This window comes from Paenibacillus sp. Z3-2, from assembly GCF_054161325.1.
This window is the reverse complement of sequence record NZ_CP096397.1, coordinates 3,743,440-3,758,321: the sequence shown is the minus strand read 5'-3', so window position 1 is coordinate 3,758,321 and position 14,882 is coordinate 3,743,440. Positions and strand designations below refer to the sequence as shown.

The following is a 14,882-nucleotide window of genomic DNA, read 5'->3' as shown; positions in this document are numbered from 1 at the left end:
GTATGATGCCGGAACTGCCGGAAATGGAAAATTACCGGACCTTGCTGTCCGAGAAAATACTTGATCTACCGATTACAGGTGTTGTAATTAATCGCGATAAAACGATAAATACGGAGCCTGATCTGTTCATCAGTGAACTTACAGGCAACCGCATCATATTTGTTGAGCGCCGAGCGAAGCATCTGATTTTCCACTTGGCCAATGGCAAACGTCTGGTCCTGCACCTCATGTTGGGCGGTATGATTTTCTGGGGCACGGAAGAGGAGCGTCCTGATCGTTCCACACAGGTGGAAATCCAGTTTGGAGATCACATTTTATTCTTCATCGGTCTGCGCTTGGGGTACTTACATCTGCTTACCTCAAAAGAAACCGAAGAAGCGATGTCTGATCTTGGACCTGAACCTCTGGATCGACGGATGAACGTTGAACGTTTTGCTTCTCTGTTAAAAGGTCGTCGGGGTACGCTTAAGACGACTTTGGTGAACCAGCATATTATTGCGGGGATCGGCAACTGTTATTCCGATGAGATTGCTTTTGCTGCAGGTCTGAGACCAAGCTCCAAAACGCAGAACATTGCGAGTTCGCCGGAGCTGACGGAGCGCTTGTTCCATTCGATGCAGTCCGTGCTTCGCGAAGCAGCTTCTGAGGGTGGTTATATGGAAATGCCACTGATGCAAGGGGACACCAAAACAGGAAGCTTTGACGAGCAATGTCGGGTGTACGACCGTGAAGGAGAGACTTGTCCACGTTGTGGGGGAACCATTGAACGAGTGGAAATTACGGGCAAGAAGGCATTCTTCTGTCCGAAATGCCAGCATGAGGCCTAAATCCGGAATCGGGACACATGTCAGTACCAGAGGCGGATTTCTTCAGGCTGCCAAAAGAGCACATGCGATGGGGGCAACGGCATTTCAGTATTTTCCGAAAAACCCGCGTAGTCTCAGCCTGAAAAGTCTGGATCTCAAGGATGCTGAGCAGTGCAGGGATTGGTGTGAACAGCAGGGACTTGCTTCCATTGCACATTCCCCCTATCCCACGAATCCGGCGTTGGGCATGACCCGTGGAGAGGCGGGGTTTCATGCTACGATAGCATCTATTCGCAATGACCTTGAAATTTCAAATGCTTGCGGTTCTGTCGGGACGGTGGTCCATTTTGGACATATCAAAACGAGCGATCCGCTGGAGGGCTATCAAAACCTGATACATTGTCTGGATACCGCCTTGGAAAATTGGGATGGTCATTCGAAAGTGCTGCTTGAAAATCAGGCAGGTGATCATGGCCCGATGGGCACTACAATGGAGGAAATGATACAGATTCGCAAATTAAGCCGATATCCGGAGCATATTGCTTTTTGTTTTGACACATGCCATGCTTTTGCTTCAGGTTTGTGGTCTTCAGGCAACGAAGCGGCGATGCTCGATAAGGGCAGGGTGCTGGGATACTGGGATGATGTTGCTGCTGTACATTTTAATGATTCCAAATATGCGTCTGGCTCGTGTAAGGATAGACATGCGAGGATCGGACAGGGTTATCTCGGGTACGATTCGATGAAAGCATTGTTAAATGCACCTGAGTTCCGAAAGGCGGTTGTTGTGCTCGAAACCGAAGCGGGCGAAGATGGAACGCACCGTGATGATATAGCGCTCATGCGTTCCTGGTTATAATAGGGAGAGGAGCGATTGTATGCATGTTTTTTTGGATGACTATCGGGCGTGTCCGAAAGGATTTGTTCTGGCAACGAATGCTGAAGAGTGCCTGATGCTGCTAAGAGAAGGTGACGTGGACATTTTGTCTCTGGATTATGAGCTTGGTCCGGATTCACCGAGTGGCGGTGAGGTTGCGGCATCCATAGTACGAGAAGGGTTGTTTCCGCGCGAGATCTATTTGCATACGTCCAGTATGTTTGGGAAACGTCAGATGTACGAGATGTTATATAGCAATAAACCCGATTCGGTAACCATTCATAATGGTCCAATGACGGGTGAGGTCATGCTGCGTGTTGCTGCGGGAGAAGAAAGCTAATGAAGCCAATTACATCCAAAATGTTAATGCGCGGCGTATGGGAAGGCATGCCACAGGCTGTATTTATATATACACCTTTATGTGGGACATGTGCGGCAGCCCGTCGGATGTTGGAGGTCGTTGAGCACATGCTGCCAGAAGGTATTTTATCCGAAATGAACATTCATGACATTCCTGAACTTGTACAACAATTTCAAATTTCAAGCGTACCAGCCGTGATGCTGTTTGACGGCCAGCAAGATGTTCCAAAAATGGTTTATCGGATGAGCTCTGTAGAGCACTTGCTCTCTGAGATCCGGAAGGCGGTGCTGAAATGAGTATAATTTCAATGGAACATGTCTCACTTAGACGAGAAGAGAATCAGATTTTGGATAACGTACATTTGCGCATCGAACAAGGTGAACATTGGGTTATTCTAGGTCGGAATGGTTCTGGCAAAACAACATTACTGGAAATGATGAACGGATATATGTTTCCAAGCCAGGGACGTATTGAAGTACTTGGTAATCTGTATGGACAATGTGACGTCAGGGAAGTTCGTAAGGAAATCGGTTATATCAGCCAAACGTTGATTGAGAAATTAACACCCCGAGATCCGGTATGGGAGGTCGTCGCTACAGGAGCGTACGCTTTTTTGCGTTTTTATCAGACGATTCCTGATGAAGTGAAAGCCAAGGCGATGAGTTTGTTAGATGATATGGGCTTTGCCAACCTGACCAACAACCCGCTTGGAACGTTATCCCAGGGAGAGCGCAAAAAAGTCATGCTTGCTCGTTCATTAATGGCTGAGCCAAAATTGCTGATTATGGACGAGCCTTGTGCCGGACTAGACTTGTATGAACGTGAGAAAATGCTGGCTGAGATTGATCGTCTGCGCCAGCGTAACATTACAGTTGTGTATGTAACACATCATGTTGAAGAGATCGTACCTTTATTTACCCATGTGGCCTTGATCCGCGATGGACGTATTGCCGCGGCAGGCCCTAAGCATGAAGTTTTGACACAAGATACAATTAAGCATACGTACGATGTCCCGGTCGATATCCAGTGGGATGACGGTCGTCCGTGGATACGCGTACGTTCTGGAGGGTAACACAATTTGAGTACACAATCGTCTTGGGAAGAAGGCAACTTCTCCCGTTTTATATGCACAGCCAATCATGGCTTTGCCCCTTATGCTCAGGAAGAGTTGCGCCGCACGTTTGGTGCGGTCAAGAGCACGGTACTCGTACCAGGAGAAATTTTGCTTGCGGGTCTGCCTGTAGCGGAAGAAGAAGTTGCAAGTAAGCTGTGGGAAGAGTATCCAACGTTTTTACGTCATATTCAGCCTGTTCAGTTTCAGGAGAATACAGAAGATTCGGAACAGTCTATTGAGAAATTGATTGCATTCGTTCTGAATCATAAGGAATTGTCCGGCATCCCTGTCGTACTGCAGGTACGGAAGACAGAAGGATCCTTTTGGCAAGAAAATGCGGCCTCATTGAAGCAATTGCTGACAGAAAAGCTGGATGAGCTAGGTTGTGAATGGGTCGTACGTGATGCTGAATATGTCATTTCCGTATTTGCTGCGAATGATATGTTGTATGCTGGCGTATCCAGACCTGAACAGAATCTGTCAGACTGGAGCGGGGGAGCTGTACGTTTTCAAAAAGAAGACGGACAGATCTCGCGGGCTAAGTTCAAATTACTTGAAGCTGAGCAAACGTTTGGTATTGACTTCACTTCTTTTCATAAAGCACTCGATATCGGTGCAGCACCAGGCGGATGGACCTCGTTCCTGCTTGAACGCGGGCTTGAAGTAACGGCGGTAGATCCGGCGAAGATGGATCCGACCCTGCTGACATCACCCAAACTGACTTTCTTGAAAAAAAATGCGGGGGATGTTCGTTTCCGCGAAGGTGAATTTGATCTGCTCGTATGTGATATGAGTTGGAGTCCCAAGCTGATGAGCCGACTTGTATCGGATCTTCTGTATAGCCTTCAGCCCGGGGGAACAGCCATCGTTACCGTGAAACTGTTGCATAAAAAGCCGCTCGCGCTCATTAAAGACGTCATTGATACGTTTGAGCGTTCACGGATGCAGATTCAACGTTCCAAGCAGTTATTCCATAACCGCGAAGAGATTACACTTTATATGGTCAAATATTAAGAAATTGATTCGATTAAGTTCATTAAACTTTGTGCTTTACAATCTATTCCTGCCTGTACTATAATGATACCAATATTAACCATAACAAACCTGAGGGAAAGCATCCCGAAGTGAACGAAACCGGATATCCGGTCTGTTCTTCTTCGGTGAAGCTTTCCCTTTTTTGTTGTGTATTGAAGGAGGAATTAATATGAGACATCCGGCGAGGCTGGAACAAGGAAGCCTGCTGGGAGGTAGATATCGTATCGTATCCATTCTGGGTACAGGCGGAATGAGCCATGTATACGAGGCGGAGGATCTGAAGTTGCCAGGCAAGATTTGGGCAATTAAAGAAAGCGTAACGGATATGCCATATGAAGGCAGTATGGAGACGGAGGCAGCGCTGCTGACATCTCTTCGCCATCCAAGATTGCCGCAAATCGTTGATTTTTTTGTCCCGGATGAAGATGGGTACACGTACTTGGTGATGGAATACATCGAAGGATTAACGCTCAGTGAGTATTTCAAGCAGTGTCGTGGGAAGATCCCGATGGAGCAGTTGACGGAGCTTGTCCTTCAATTGCTGGATGTGTTGAGTTATCTGCATAATCTGAATCCGCCTGTGATCTATAGGGATCTGAAACCATCAAACATCATGGTCACGCCGGAACATGAAGTAAGATTAATTGATTTTGGCATCGCCAGAAGCTACAAAAAACAAAGTGTAGAAGATACGGTCAAGTTGGGAACAGCTGGTTTCGCCGCACCTGAACAATATGGCTCAGGTCAGACCGATGCCCGTTCAGATCTATACGGACTTGGTGCATTGCTCCTGTATCTTATGACAAGTGGGGCGTATACGGAATGGATTCAGGGTGTGGAAAGCTCTATCCGAAGTGATGTTCCGCGGACATACATCCCTGTGGCGAGAAGACTGTTAAGGTATAATGCCGAGGAGCGATTCCAATCTGCCGATGAGGTACGGAAGGAACTGCTCCGAATACCCGGGGGAATAACGCCCAGTGGAGAGACGACGATGACCTTGAATGGCGGAACAAGAGTTATTGCCCTGACTGGTGCTTCACCTGGTGTAGGGGTTACTCACACAGCCATAGCTATTAGTCATTATCTAGAAAGGAAAAACTTCAAAGTAGCTGTGATTGAAATGTCACCTCGTTCTCAATCCTTTGCAAGAATCCAACAAATCGCACAAGCGGGTAAACCGGTGCCTGTAGGCAGACAGTTTGCAGTGGATGGTGTGCATTATTGGAAACAATCCGGACGAGCGGATATTTTATCTTTGCTTGGGGGGAGCTATCAATTCATCGTGATGGACCTCGGCAGTGGTCAGGACCAGAATAGGTTGGAAGAATTCCTGCGTGCAGATCTACCGATTGTTATAGGCTCAGGTGCCGAATGGAGACAGGCGGAGATTGGCGCTTTTGTTCGATCCCATCATCGGTATCCACGAGATAAATGGATATATTGTCTGCCCCTGGCAGCAAGTGAAGCTGTTCAGCGTATTCGTAAAGCACTGGACACAACAAGTGTATACGGTTTGCCGTTACACATTGATCCTTTTGACAAGGACGTACAGATGGATAAAGTGTTTTCTCATATTTTAACGCATATGATGGCACAGCAGCCCAAGAAACGTTCGTTCTTTTCACGAAGGAAAGTACATGATTAGAGGAGATTACGAAAGGAGAGCCTCTGTTGTCTAAATTAAGAAAACAAAGCCGTCAACTGATCTATGCCGGGCTTATCGGAGCAGGAACTATAGGGTTGGTGTTCGGAGGATATGTTATTTATAATGTCAAAACGATGGGTGATGTCAGGTCAGCCGTAGAAGCCCGTTATTTATCAGCATATGAGGAAAAGGAAGCTGAATTAAAGCAGCAATGGAATTCGGGAGCACAAGGCTGGGTTACGATTCGGGATATCGAAGCAGGTGAACCGATATTGCCTGAAGATCTGAAGCTTCTTGCAGTCCCGGACGCACAGGCGCCGCGAAACCTCTGGTCCAGTACCAAGCAAATGGAAGGCCAAGTGGCCAAAATAGAGTTGAAAAAGGGAACAGCCATTACCACCGAAATGGTATATGAGGATACGCCGGCTCCGCCTGATTTAAGAAATCGAGAGCTGCAAGTTGTCCTACTGCCGTCTTCACTCGTTAAAGGAGATATTATAGATGTGCGTATCCAGTTCCCCACAGGACAAGATTATGTTCTCTTATCGAAGAAGAAAGTGGAACGACTAAACGCAGCTACCTTATGGATTACGATGACGGAGGAAGAGATTCTGTCACTCTCAAGTGCAATAGTAGATGCCTATTTACATAAAGCTTCAATCTATGCCTTAACCTATGTAGAACCACAATTTCAGACACCTGCAATCGCGACGTACCCTGCCAATTCAGAAGTGTTAAAACTGCTGGAGAGTGATCCGAATATTGTTCGACGAGCCGAGCAGGAGTTATCCAGACAGGTTCGAAGTTCGCTTGAAAGTTCTCTGGCTGCCTCCATGACAGCACCGTCAAAAGGGGTAGAACAGGATGTGGCACAATCCTCAGTTACTTATAACAGTCGTCCATCAGCGAATAATCCGGCAACATCAGATGGAGTGATGTGGAATGATGGATCAGGAAACGGAGCAGGGGCTGTTACGGAAAGCATGGATAATTCTGCTCAAGCTTCACAATCAGATGAACAGCAGAGTCTGCTAACGGGTGGAGAGTAGGCACCCATCCGAAGATTTCACTGAGTAATTCATATAACAAAGAGTTTGAGAAAAGAAAGGGAGTTAAGCATACATGCATACATGGATCTTTGCAGGTTTATGTGAGAAGAATGATCTGATGCTGTATCTGTGCAAGATATTGGCTTCGACAGGCAGCAAGGTCTTGCTTGTAGATGGAACCTTACAACAGAAGTATGGGCACGGTGTAGGGGACAGTCAGCAATCTTTGCGAATTACGGAATTTGAAGGATTTGATATCGCTTGTCATTTTGTCACTTCATCAGCAGTAGAGAATCATCTTGAAGTAAATGGCGAGCGATTGGATAGTTATGACTATGTGTTATATGACATGGAGACCTCCCACTTTGCTTCGCGCAATCTTTGGTTAAGCGCCGATGTAAGAGTCTGGGTGAGTGATTACGAGCGTTACAATCTGGAACGTGGCAAAGGCTGGTTAAAACGGTTGCTTGAAGAACAGTCATTACCTGTTGAGTTGTCATTCCAGCGTATTTTGATCAATGGGGTAGACTGCAAGCTTGAAGCTCGTTATCTGTGGGCGTATCTGGAAGGTAGCCCGTTTGGTTGGACAGGAGAATCTTTAGTGCTTCCGTGGGATGAGTTAACAGCGGCGGTTAAGCTTGAGAATGAGCATCATCGCAGAGTTCTTCTTGGTCCTCTATCCCGAAATTACAAAAAGTCGTTATGTCGCGTGGTCGAGCAGTTAACAGGTTGGGAAAGTGTTCGCAGTCGTCGGGCAATGAAAGAAGCAGAAAGGATGAGAGCATGAGTACCATTACCTTTTGGAGTCCTTTTGCAGGATCAGGTTGCACCTCAAGCACATTAATTAGTGCCTATGCAATGGCACTTCACTATAGGACAAGGGTGTTACTTGTTAATGCAGGCCTTGTCGGAACTGGCACAGAAGCTGCTCTGCCATCTAATGAGACGGATTCCACAGATTCTGTGTTTACCTTCGAAGAGGGCGGCTGGGATGCGGTTGAACGGCTGCATTCGAGCGGAAGTCTGAACAAGCACAATCTCAGGGATTATACCAAGCCACTTCTGAAGGAAAGACTTGATTTCCTGACTGGAAGAATGAATGAGATGGAACGTTCTCCGCAGGAACATGGAAAGACGGTGAAAAAGTTACTGAACGTAGCTAACGAATATTATGATCTGGTTCTTCTGGATGCGGATCAATCCGGTGTGGACTCGCAGCTCATGCTGCAACAGGCGGACTATGTTGTAATAAACCTTGATCAAAACATGCGAAATTTGGAGTTGTTCTTTGAAGAGATCCTGCCAGAACGAATGAGCAATCAGAATATGCATGTTGTAATTAACAAATACGATCCGCATTCACGTGCAACCATTTCCAATATTCGACGCCGATTCAAATACAAGGGGACGATATCTGCTATACCGTATACAACCGGATATCTGGATGCAATGAACCGGCGAGATGTTGCTAAGTACTTGCAGTTGGAGAGTTTGAGTGAAAATAAGGATACTCGCAAAGGGAGCTTCGCTGCAAGCATGAGCGGACTCGCTCGCCTGATTATGGACGGCGCAGGTATGCGCACGGTTCTGAAGAGGCTGGAAAGGGGAGCCTGAACCTCCGATGATCTGGAATACCATATGGATAAGTTTAATTTTGATTCTGTGCCTGACATACCTCTGGTTTAAGTATAGAACTTTTCTTCGTGAAAAGAATGCTCGTGTTCCTGAACAGGAATCATTCACAATTGACATATTGATTGAGAAGGTGAAGAACTCACTTCATGAGCTTAGTCATAGTCAACTCGCGGATGCAGGTCTGCACGAAGAAGAATATCGTCGAAGAATCAATCAACGTGCCGAGATGAGAAAAGCCCTTAAAGGCTGTGTCTCAGGCAGTATCAGCGACAAAACATATGTCAAAAACCTGATAGGAGATCTGTTGATTCGAAGCATAGGTCTGAACAAATCGAATGTAGATGAAATTATTTTGTTCGGTGAACCTGATTTATTGACGATCCAGGACCGATTCGAAATTGTGTTCTATCTGTACCTACAGCAATTCGGTGTAAATGCTCTTTCCCGAATGATTGATACCTACGATCTTGGCAGGCTGAGAATGGAGGAAGGTTCAGACGATGGAGGGAGTTATTATATCTCCGAGGAGGATATTCAGTATGTGTTCGAGTGCGAATATCGAGAACTTGGATTTAGAGAAAAGACAGATATCATTGTGCAACGTATCTATCAACATTATAAAGGGTTCTCGGTTGTTGATGAAATAAGGGACCAACGTATTGACGGCGTTAGCGGTGGTGTCAGCGGTATGCTGGATGCTATTCATAATATGGGACTTCGAAAACCGGCAACATGGAATGATTTGCTGGATCAAGGACTCGAGGATGATACGCATCAAGAACCGCTTAACGGAATGCAAAGTGTCTGGGTTTTCTATAAAGGTAAGTCCATCCACCTGTCCTTTCTGTCATTCGGCAGCATTAGGGAACTGAAACGGGTCTGCCAGAACATATACAAATACAATTATCCGGGACAGTTGTCGGAAGCGAGTGGGTACAAGGTGAACGAGATGAAAGACGGCTCACGTGTCGTAGTGGTTCGTCCTCCTTTTGCAGAATCCTGGGCATTCTTCGTCCGAAAGTTCGATATTCCGAATGCTTCACTTGAACAACTGATTACGGGTAACAACGCAGAACTGCCAATAACATTGCTTCAATATCTAATGAAAGGAAGCCGGATTACAGCTGTAACCGGGGCGCAGGGGTCTGGCAAAACAACGTTGCTTATGGCTATGGTCAAACACATCTATGCATCGTATACTCTTCGGGTTCAGGAGATGGCGTTCGAACTTCAATTAAGACGGATCTACAGCCGACGTAATATTTTGAGTTTCCGAGAGACCGAACATATTTCAGGTCAACAAGGGCTTGATTTGCAGAAAAAAACGGATGGTACCGTAAATATTCTTGGTGAGGTTGCGAGTGATGAAGTGGCTGCATGGATGATTCAAATGTCACAGGTTGCCAGTCTGTTCACCCTGTTTACACACCATGCCAAAACTTTTCGGGATCTGGTCTTCTCTCTCCGTAATTCCTTGCTCAAGACAGGCATGTTCCATCATGAACATATTGCTGAGGAGCAGGTTGTAAGTGTCATTAATTTCGATGTTCATATGAAGAAAGATGCTGAGGGACGAAGATATATTGAACGTATTACGGAGTGTCTTCCTCGTGCGAATCAAGGTGACAGCGTGGAAGACAGGGCAGGTTTTGCGTTTCGTAATGTTGTGGAGTACAGAGATGGAGCGTATGTTGCGACAGCCCCTATCTCTTCGGGAAGTATAATCGACATGCGAGAACAGATGACATTGCAGGATGCCGAGAAGTTTGAACAATTTATGGAGCAACATTGGGGTGATCAGGATGACCATTAAATGGATTCTGCTCCTCGTATTAAGTATTTGTGCAGGAGGGTTGCTGATCACGCTCTTGGTGTTAAGCTTGCTACGTCGCAGAGGAGGTGGCTCAACAAGTCAATCCGGCGTTATTCTTACGCCCAGCGTGAAGGGATTCAAGGGATTGGGATCACTCTTGTTGCAGTCTTACCGCCTTGGAATGAAAGTCCCACTGCTATCATCCTATATTCTACAAGTGCAGAAGCGTATTTCATTCCGTCACGTGGGGGATGAGCCGTCACTTCGAAGAATGACGATGACAGTGGTTCTGATTATTCTGGGAGGCTATGGAGGCATAAGTATCATTCTGTTTCTTCTGCAGCCGGGTATCGCTTTTGTAATATTGTCCGTGCTCTGTGCTGTGGTGCTAAACAGTCTAGTGCTAGATATGTACCTCAGTCGAATGGAGAAGAGGTTGCTGGTGCAGATGTTGGACCTGTTTGCAGATGTAAGGCATCGATATCATCAGCATGGCATGGTTGAGGAAGCCCTCTATGAAGCGGCTGAAGTAGGTACAGGAGAAGCGGCTGAACAGGTCAGACTAATCTACGAAGCTCTAACTTCTCCAGATCCGAATGAAGCACTTGAGCGTTATTATGAAGTAGCTCCCAACCGTTTTCTCAAAGGATTCGCAGGCGTTTCCTATATGGTCATGGAGTTCGGAGATAAGGACAGGGCACAAGGTTCTATCTATCTTAAAGGACTGGGTAACCTGACTCAGGAGATTCATTTGGAGATTTTGCGGCGTGATAAATTAGATTATCTGCTCAAAGGACTCAACATCATCGCGCTCGCCCCTGTATTGTTCACCGCTCCAATCGAACGGTGGGCCAGAGTCAGTTTCCCGACAATGGATGAATTTTATCGCAGCAAAATGGGTTTTGTTACCAAAATATCGATCTATGTCATCATCATTCTTGCCTATTTGCTTCTGCAAAGGCTCCAGCAATACGATGAGACCCGTTACCGTTCAGGGCATAAGCATTCATGGTTGGATCAGTTTCTGTACAAGCAAACTTTCATACGGAAATTGGCGATGTTGTTTGCAGCGAAACCTGGTAGTGCACAGTACAGCCAAACGATACGCCTGATGAGGGAGAGTAGTTCGGAGTTAAAATATGAATGGCTCGCCATTCGTCGAGTGATGTTATTCGCAGGTTGTTTGGTCCTTACGATGGGCTGCATCTTGCTGTTGCACCAGGTTGAACGTAATCACATCTTGTATGATCCGATAAGGGATGACCGAATGTTTGGCGCAATGGCTGAAGCGGATCTCAGGAAGGCTGAGGAAAAAACAGCGTTGGATCAATCCGTGCTGGAAAGTGTAGAAATGAACCGCGGGGCTACATACGAAGACATCTCCAAAGCGTTACAGCAGTTATCTCCCGTTCAGTTGGATCACGATACACAGACTGAGACGATCACGCGGATTATGCAGAAGCTTGAGGTGTATAACAAGCAATATGTAAGCTGGTGGGAAATGATTATAGCGATTGTCATGGGTGTAGCAGGTTATTACATGCCCGTCTGGTTGATGTTATTCCAGCGGAAAATGCGGCGTATGGATATGCGACATGAAATCTATCAATTCCAGACGGTGATTTCCATTTTGCGTGAGATGGACCGGATGTCCGTCGAAGAGATATTGGAGTGGCTTAATCGATTTGCCGTCATTTTCAAGCGTCCGCTGCAAAAATGTTTGTTACATTATGAACATGGGCCAGAGCACGCACTTGAACAATTAAAGGAAGAGGCGGGCTTACCCGAGTTCCAGCGACTGGTTGATAAATTGCAGCTTGCCCTTGGCAAAATCTCAATCCGTGAAGCCTTTGATGATCTTGAGAGCATGATGGCCTTCTATTTTGAACAGCGCAAGCAGGAGTACAGCAAAATGATTGATGTCAAAGCATCATGGGGGAGAACCATCGGATTTACACCTATGTATGCCCTTATCTTCTTGTATCTGGTCATTCCATTGGTCGGTATGAGCTTCTTGCAAATGAACATCTATTATGAACAAATTCAGAAACTGTAACACAGTCCCTCTGTGTGGAGTCTGAAATATATTAATAACTTATAACTTGGGAGGATTTAACATGAACAATGCATCAAGCGCTTTAAAGGTGGCAGCAGGGATATTTTTGACGATCGCTTTGATCACAATTGTAGTTCTGTTGTTTATTTCGGCTCAGGAGGCAACCAAGACGGCCCAGAACAATTTTGCTGATATTCAAACCGAGTTGTCCCAGGCAGCATTTACGGTATATGACGGAACAACCATCAGTGGATCACAGGTAACCAATGCGCTGCGTAAATACGCGGACAAGGATCAGTTCGGTATTCAAGTTATTACGGGTAAAAATAAAGCAGGTCAATGGTATGGCAATCAATTGAACATTTCACAGGATCTCAATAATGCGGATTACGGTTCGGTTATTGCACCTGACGATAAAGTGGGGATTATTAACCAGACCATGAGTGAAAAAGATAATCAATATGTCAATCCAAGTGGTAAATTCAAAGCGATTATCGTGAAAGACCGATCTAATGTGGTAAGAGGGCTGATCTTCCAGCAATCCTGACAGGAGTTGGTTTAAGATGTCCCAAAATACCCAGCATCTCATGTTGTTTTGTACGGCGGTTGTCTTGTTTGTGACAGCCTGCCTGTACGGGCAACAGAATGTTACGATTTTATCAGTGGCCTTAAAGGATAGAGTACAGACAACAGCAGGTATGGAAGGTCGGCTTATTACAACACTGCGTACAACCAATCCAGATCAGTATAGTGGTGCGGAAGTGCTGCACACCGTGAGGCAGATGACGGGCACAGGCATCCCTGTGGAAGTAGAAGGAAATACGTATTTGATTGATCCGCTTGTCAATAAAGCAGCTACTATTCCTGTCCAACTCAATGCTACCTACAGACCTGAGTTTATACGAAGTGAAACTGGAGAACTGCTCAAAATTGTTTTTTGGAAGGAGGCGAGTATGAATTGATTAATGCCGCATCCAAGCTGCTTGCTGTGTTACTCGCAGTCCTTCTGCTCTATGTGTATCCAGCTGCTGAAACTGCTGATCGGCAGGATGATATAGCACGTATGACGGCTGTTCAGAATGTAACACGTCTTGTTGATGCTGTCCGAACGAAAGGGTACATTTCACCTCGAATGTTGGCTGAGTTTGAGGAGCAATTGGCTCAGACGGGCAATGTGTATGAGGTGTCGATGGAACATTTGCATAAAAAATATGTACCTCATTATACGGACCCTATGGACAATAACAGTTTTACCGGGACCTACGAGATTGTACAGGATGGATATTATTTCGCTCAGATTCGAGAGCGACTATTCCCGTCCTCAGTTGTGTTACCGGCTGATCATCCCGGCCGAAGATATACGTTGACGACAGGGGACTTTTTCACCGTGACGCTCCAAAATACAAATCGTACACCTTCCATGCTCATTCGTGAATGGCTAAGTGGTACAGCTCAGGCTTCGGCGATATTTGTCACATATGGAGGTATGGTCCTCAATGAAGATTACTGAGCTATCTATTGTATTCGTGCTGATCTTTTTTCCGCTCTTCTGGATCATCTCGCTCCATACCCAGGATGCTGAAGAGGCCCAATATCTAGGTCATCGATACAGAGCTGCACTTCAAACCGCAGTCATGGATGCAGGTGCAGTGATGCATCAGAATGAGAAGCAAAATGATGAAGCGGGTTATGATTCAACCAAGTTTGTTAAAGCGGACAAAGAGCTTGCCTTGTTAACATTTACTCAGACGTTGGCTTTAAATATGGGGATTCAGGATGATCCCGCAGCCATTCGAAGTATGTTTAATTACATTCCTGCGTTAGTTATCCTGGATTACGACGGCTATTATATGTTTTCCACAGAAATAGAGATGACAGGTAACCGCGAACATTCTTTTCGGCAAGTATGGAGTCCCAAGAAACCTTATACATATTCCGATTCAAACGGTAGTAGTATTAACTTTACATTGGACGATTACGTGTATGCTTACGATGCAAACGCAGGAAAATGGATAGAGGGATTTCAAAAAGAACTGGCTTCTAGCACTCAGATTCCTTTGCTTCAGGATGCCGACGTATTTGAGCAGGTTAGACGAACCAGAATTGTAACCACTGTGCAGGATGATCTGGCTGATGTGATTAACCGTCATAATGAGTTTGCCAGAAAGAACGGTATTTCCTATACGTTTACGATGCCCCTGATTTCACAGGAGGATTGGTATAACTCCATTAATGATACAGGAATTATGGCTTTTATCCAGGGAATAGCCGTGGGGGATCAGAAGATCAACAATTATGCGATTGGTGGAGGCAGACTTGTGAAGAAAACGGCCATCGTAGGTGGGGTAGATCCTTTAACGGCTATCAAGTATTACTACCCCTCCACATGTGGTAATGGTTACCGTGCCGAAGAGGTGTTCACAGATGCAAGACAAGCAGCTGCACAAGGCTATTTCGAATATAACTGCTCTAATCGTTAGAGGAGCCT

General features: G+C 45.8%; 16 protein-coding genes. All 16 read left to right on the top strand.

Features of this window, described 5'->3' with window-relative positions; all coding sequences use genetic code 11:
• Nucleotides 1-5 precede the first annotated feature (5 nt).
• The 16 genes from M1D71_RS16840 to M1D71_RS16765 all read left to right on the top strand — a co-directional run bounded on the left by M1D71_RS16840 (nucleotide 6) and on the right by M1D71_RS16765 (nucleotide 14,874).
• A complete protein-coding gene (locus tag M1D71_RS16840) occupies nucleotides 6-827 on the top strand; it encodes an Fpg/Nei family DNA glycosylase (RefSeq protein ID WP_458127278.1) in 822 nt (273 codons plus the stop codon).
• Nucleotides 817-1,665 (top strand): deoxyribonuclease IV, encoded by an 849-nt coding sequence (locus M1D71_RS16835; protein WP_458122900.1) that lies wholly within the window; start codon nucleotides 817-819, stop codon nucleotides 1,663-1,665. The genes M1D71_RS16840 and M1D71_RS16835 overlap by 11 nt, the downstream gene beginning before the upstream one ends.
• A 19-nt stretch (nucleotides 1,666-1,684) precedes the next feature.
• Complete coding sequence (locus M1D71_RS16830) at nucleotides 1,685-2,023, top strand: cyclic-phosphate processing receiver domain-containing protein (RefSeq protein ID WP_124115277.1); 339 nt, start codon at nucleotides 1,685-1,687, stop codon at nucleotides 2,021-2,023.
• Complete coding sequence (locus M1D71_RS16825) at nucleotides 2,023-2,340, top strand: thioredoxin family protein (RefSeq protein ID WP_062834898.1); 318 nt, start codon at nucleotides 2,023-2,025, stop codon at nucleotides 2,338-2,340. Before M1D71_RS16830 ends, M1D71_RS16825 begins: the two co-directional genes overlap by 1 nt.
• Before the next feature lie 2 nt (nucleotides 2,341-2,342).
• Nucleotides 2,343-3,116 (top strand): ABC transporter ATP-binding protein, encoded by a 774-nt coding sequence (locus M1D71_RS16820; RefSeq protein WP_458127277.1) that lies wholly within the window; start codon nucleotides 2,343-2,345, stop codon nucleotides 3,114-3,116.
• A gap of 6 nt (nucleotides 3,117-3,122) precedes the next feature.
• The gene (locus M1D71_RS16815; RefSeq protein ID WP_458122899.1) at nucleotides 3,123-4,172 is read left to right on the top strand and encodes an SAM-dependent methyltransferase; all 1,050 of its coding nucleotides are present in this window, start codon (nucleotides 3,123-3,125) and stop codon (nucleotides 4,170-4,172) included.
• 190 nt (nucleotides 4,173-4,362) lie between these two features.
• Nucleotides 4,363-5,841, top strand: coding sequence for a serine/threonine protein kinase (locus M1D71_RS16810; protein WP_458122898.1), 1,479 nt, complete (start codon nucleotides 4,363-4,365; stop codon nucleotides 5,839-5,841).
• A gap of 26 nt (nucleotides 5,842-5,867) precedes the next feature.
• Entirely contained in the window at nucleotides 5,868-6,890 is a 1,023-nt protein-coding gene (locus M1D71_RS16805; RefSeq protein WP_458122897.1) for an SAF domain-containing protein, read from the top strand.
• Between the two features lie 73 nt (nucleotides 6,891-6,963).
• Nucleotides 6,964-7,677: a hypothetical protein gene (locus M1D71_RS16800; RefSeq protein WP_458122896.1), complete on the top strand. Its 714-nt coding sequence runs from the start codon at nucleotides 6,964-6,966 to the stop codon at nucleotides 7,675-7,677.
• Complete coding sequence (locus M1D71_RS16795) at nucleotides 7,674-8,504, top strand: hypothetical protein (RefSeq protein WP_458122895.1); 831 nt, start codon at nucleotides 7,674-7,676, stop codon at nucleotides 8,502-8,504. Before M1D71_RS16800 ends, M1D71_RS16795 begins: the two co-directional genes overlap by 4 nt.
• 7 nt (nucleotides 8,505-8,511) lie before the next feature.
• Entirely contained in the window at nucleotides 8,512-10,338 is a 1,827-nt protein-coding gene (locus M1D71_RS16790) for a pilus assembly protein CpaF (protein WP_458122894.1), read from the top strand.
• A complete protein-coding gene (locus M1D71_RS16785; protein WP_458122893.1) occupies nucleotides 10,328-12,394 on the top strand; it encodes a hypothetical protein in 2,067 nt (688 codons plus the stop codon). The genes M1D71_RS16790 and M1D71_RS16785 overlap by 11 nt, the downstream gene beginning before the upstream one ends.
• Before the next feature lie 61 nt (nucleotides 12,395-12,455).
• On the top strand, nucleotides 12,456-12,941 hold the full coding sequence (locus M1D71_RS16780) for a hypothetical protein (protein WP_062834890.1): 486 nt from the start codon (nucleotides 12,456-12,458) through the stop codon (nucleotides 12,939-12,941).
• Between the two features lie 16 nt (nucleotides 12,942-12,957).
• Complete coding sequence (locus M1D71_RS16775) at nucleotides 12,958-13,356, top strand: hypothetical protein (protein WP_458122892.1); 399 nt, start codon at nucleotides 12,958-12,960, stop codon at nucleotides 13,354-13,356.
• Nucleotides 13,353-13,904, top strand: coding sequence for a hypothetical protein (locus tag M1D71_RS16770; RefSeq protein ID WP_458122891.1), 552 nt, complete (start codon nucleotides 13,353-13,355; stop codon nucleotides 13,902-13,904). Before M1D71_RS16775 ends, M1D71_RS16770 begins: the two co-directional genes overlap by 4 nt.
• Complete coding sequence (locus M1D71_RS16765; RefSeq protein WP_458122890.1) at nucleotides 13,891-14,874, top strand: hypothetical protein; 984 nt, start codon at nucleotides 13,891-13,893, stop codon at nucleotides 14,872-14,874. The genes M1D71_RS16770 and M1D71_RS16765 overlap by 14 nt, the downstream gene beginning before the upstream one ends.
• The last annotated feature ends 8 nt before the right edge of the window (nucleotides 14,875-14,882 follow it).

What these genes read in the sequence shown, in the direction of transcription:
- M1D71_RS16765 (WP_458122890.1), top strand. Translation starts at nt 13,891, where the DNA reads ATGAAGATTACTGAGCTATCTATTGTATTCGTGCTGATCTTTTTTCCG.
- M1D71_RS16775 (WP_458122892.1), top strand. Translation starts at nt 12,958, where the DNA reads ATGTCCCAAAATACCCAGCATCTCATGTTGTTTTGTACGGCGGTTGTC.
- M1D71_RS16830 (WP_124115277.1), top strand. Translation starts at nt 1,685, where the DNA reads ATGCATGTTTTTTTGGATGACTATCGGGCGTGTCCGAAAGGATTTGTT.
- M1D71_RS16780 (WP_062834890.1), top strand. Translation starts at nt 12,456, where the DNA reads ATGAACAATGCATCAAGCGCTTTAAAGGTGGCAGCAGGGATATTTTTG.
- M1D71_RS16825 (WP_062834898.1), top strand. Translation starts at nt 2,023, where the DNA reads ATGAAGCCAATTACATCCAAAATGTTAATGCGCGGCGTATGGGAAGGC.
- M1D71_RS16840 (WP_458127278.1), top strand. Translation starts at nt 6, where the DNA reads ATGCCGGAACTGCCGGAAATGGAAAATTACCGGACCTTGCTGTCCGAG.
- M1D71_RS16795 (WP_458122895.1), top strand. Translation starts at nt 7,674, where the DNA reads ATGAGTACCATTACCTTTTGGAGTCCTTTTGCAGGATCAGGTTGCACC.
- M1D71_RS16790 (WP_458122894.1), top strand. Translation starts at nt 8,512, where the DNA reads ATGATCTGGAATACCATATGGATAAGTTTAATTTTGATTCTGTGCCTG.
- M1D71_RS16810 (WP_458122898.1), top strand. Translation starts at nt 4,363, where the DNA reads ATGAGACATCCGGCGAGGCTGGAACAAGGAAGCCTGCTGGGAGGTAGA.
- M1D71_RS16835 (WP_458122900.1), top strand. Translation starts at nt 817, where the DNA reads ATGAGGCCTAAATCCGGAATCGGGACACATGTCAGTACCAGAGGCGGA.
- M1D71_RS16800 (WP_458122896.1), top strand. Translation starts at nt 6,964, where the DNA reads ATGCATACATGGATCTTTGCAGGTTTATGTGAGAAGAATGATCTGATG.
- M1D71_RS16785 (WP_458122893.1), top strand. Translation starts at nt 10,328, where the DNA reads ATGACCATTAAATGGATTCTGCTCCTCGTATTAAGTATTTGTGCAGGA.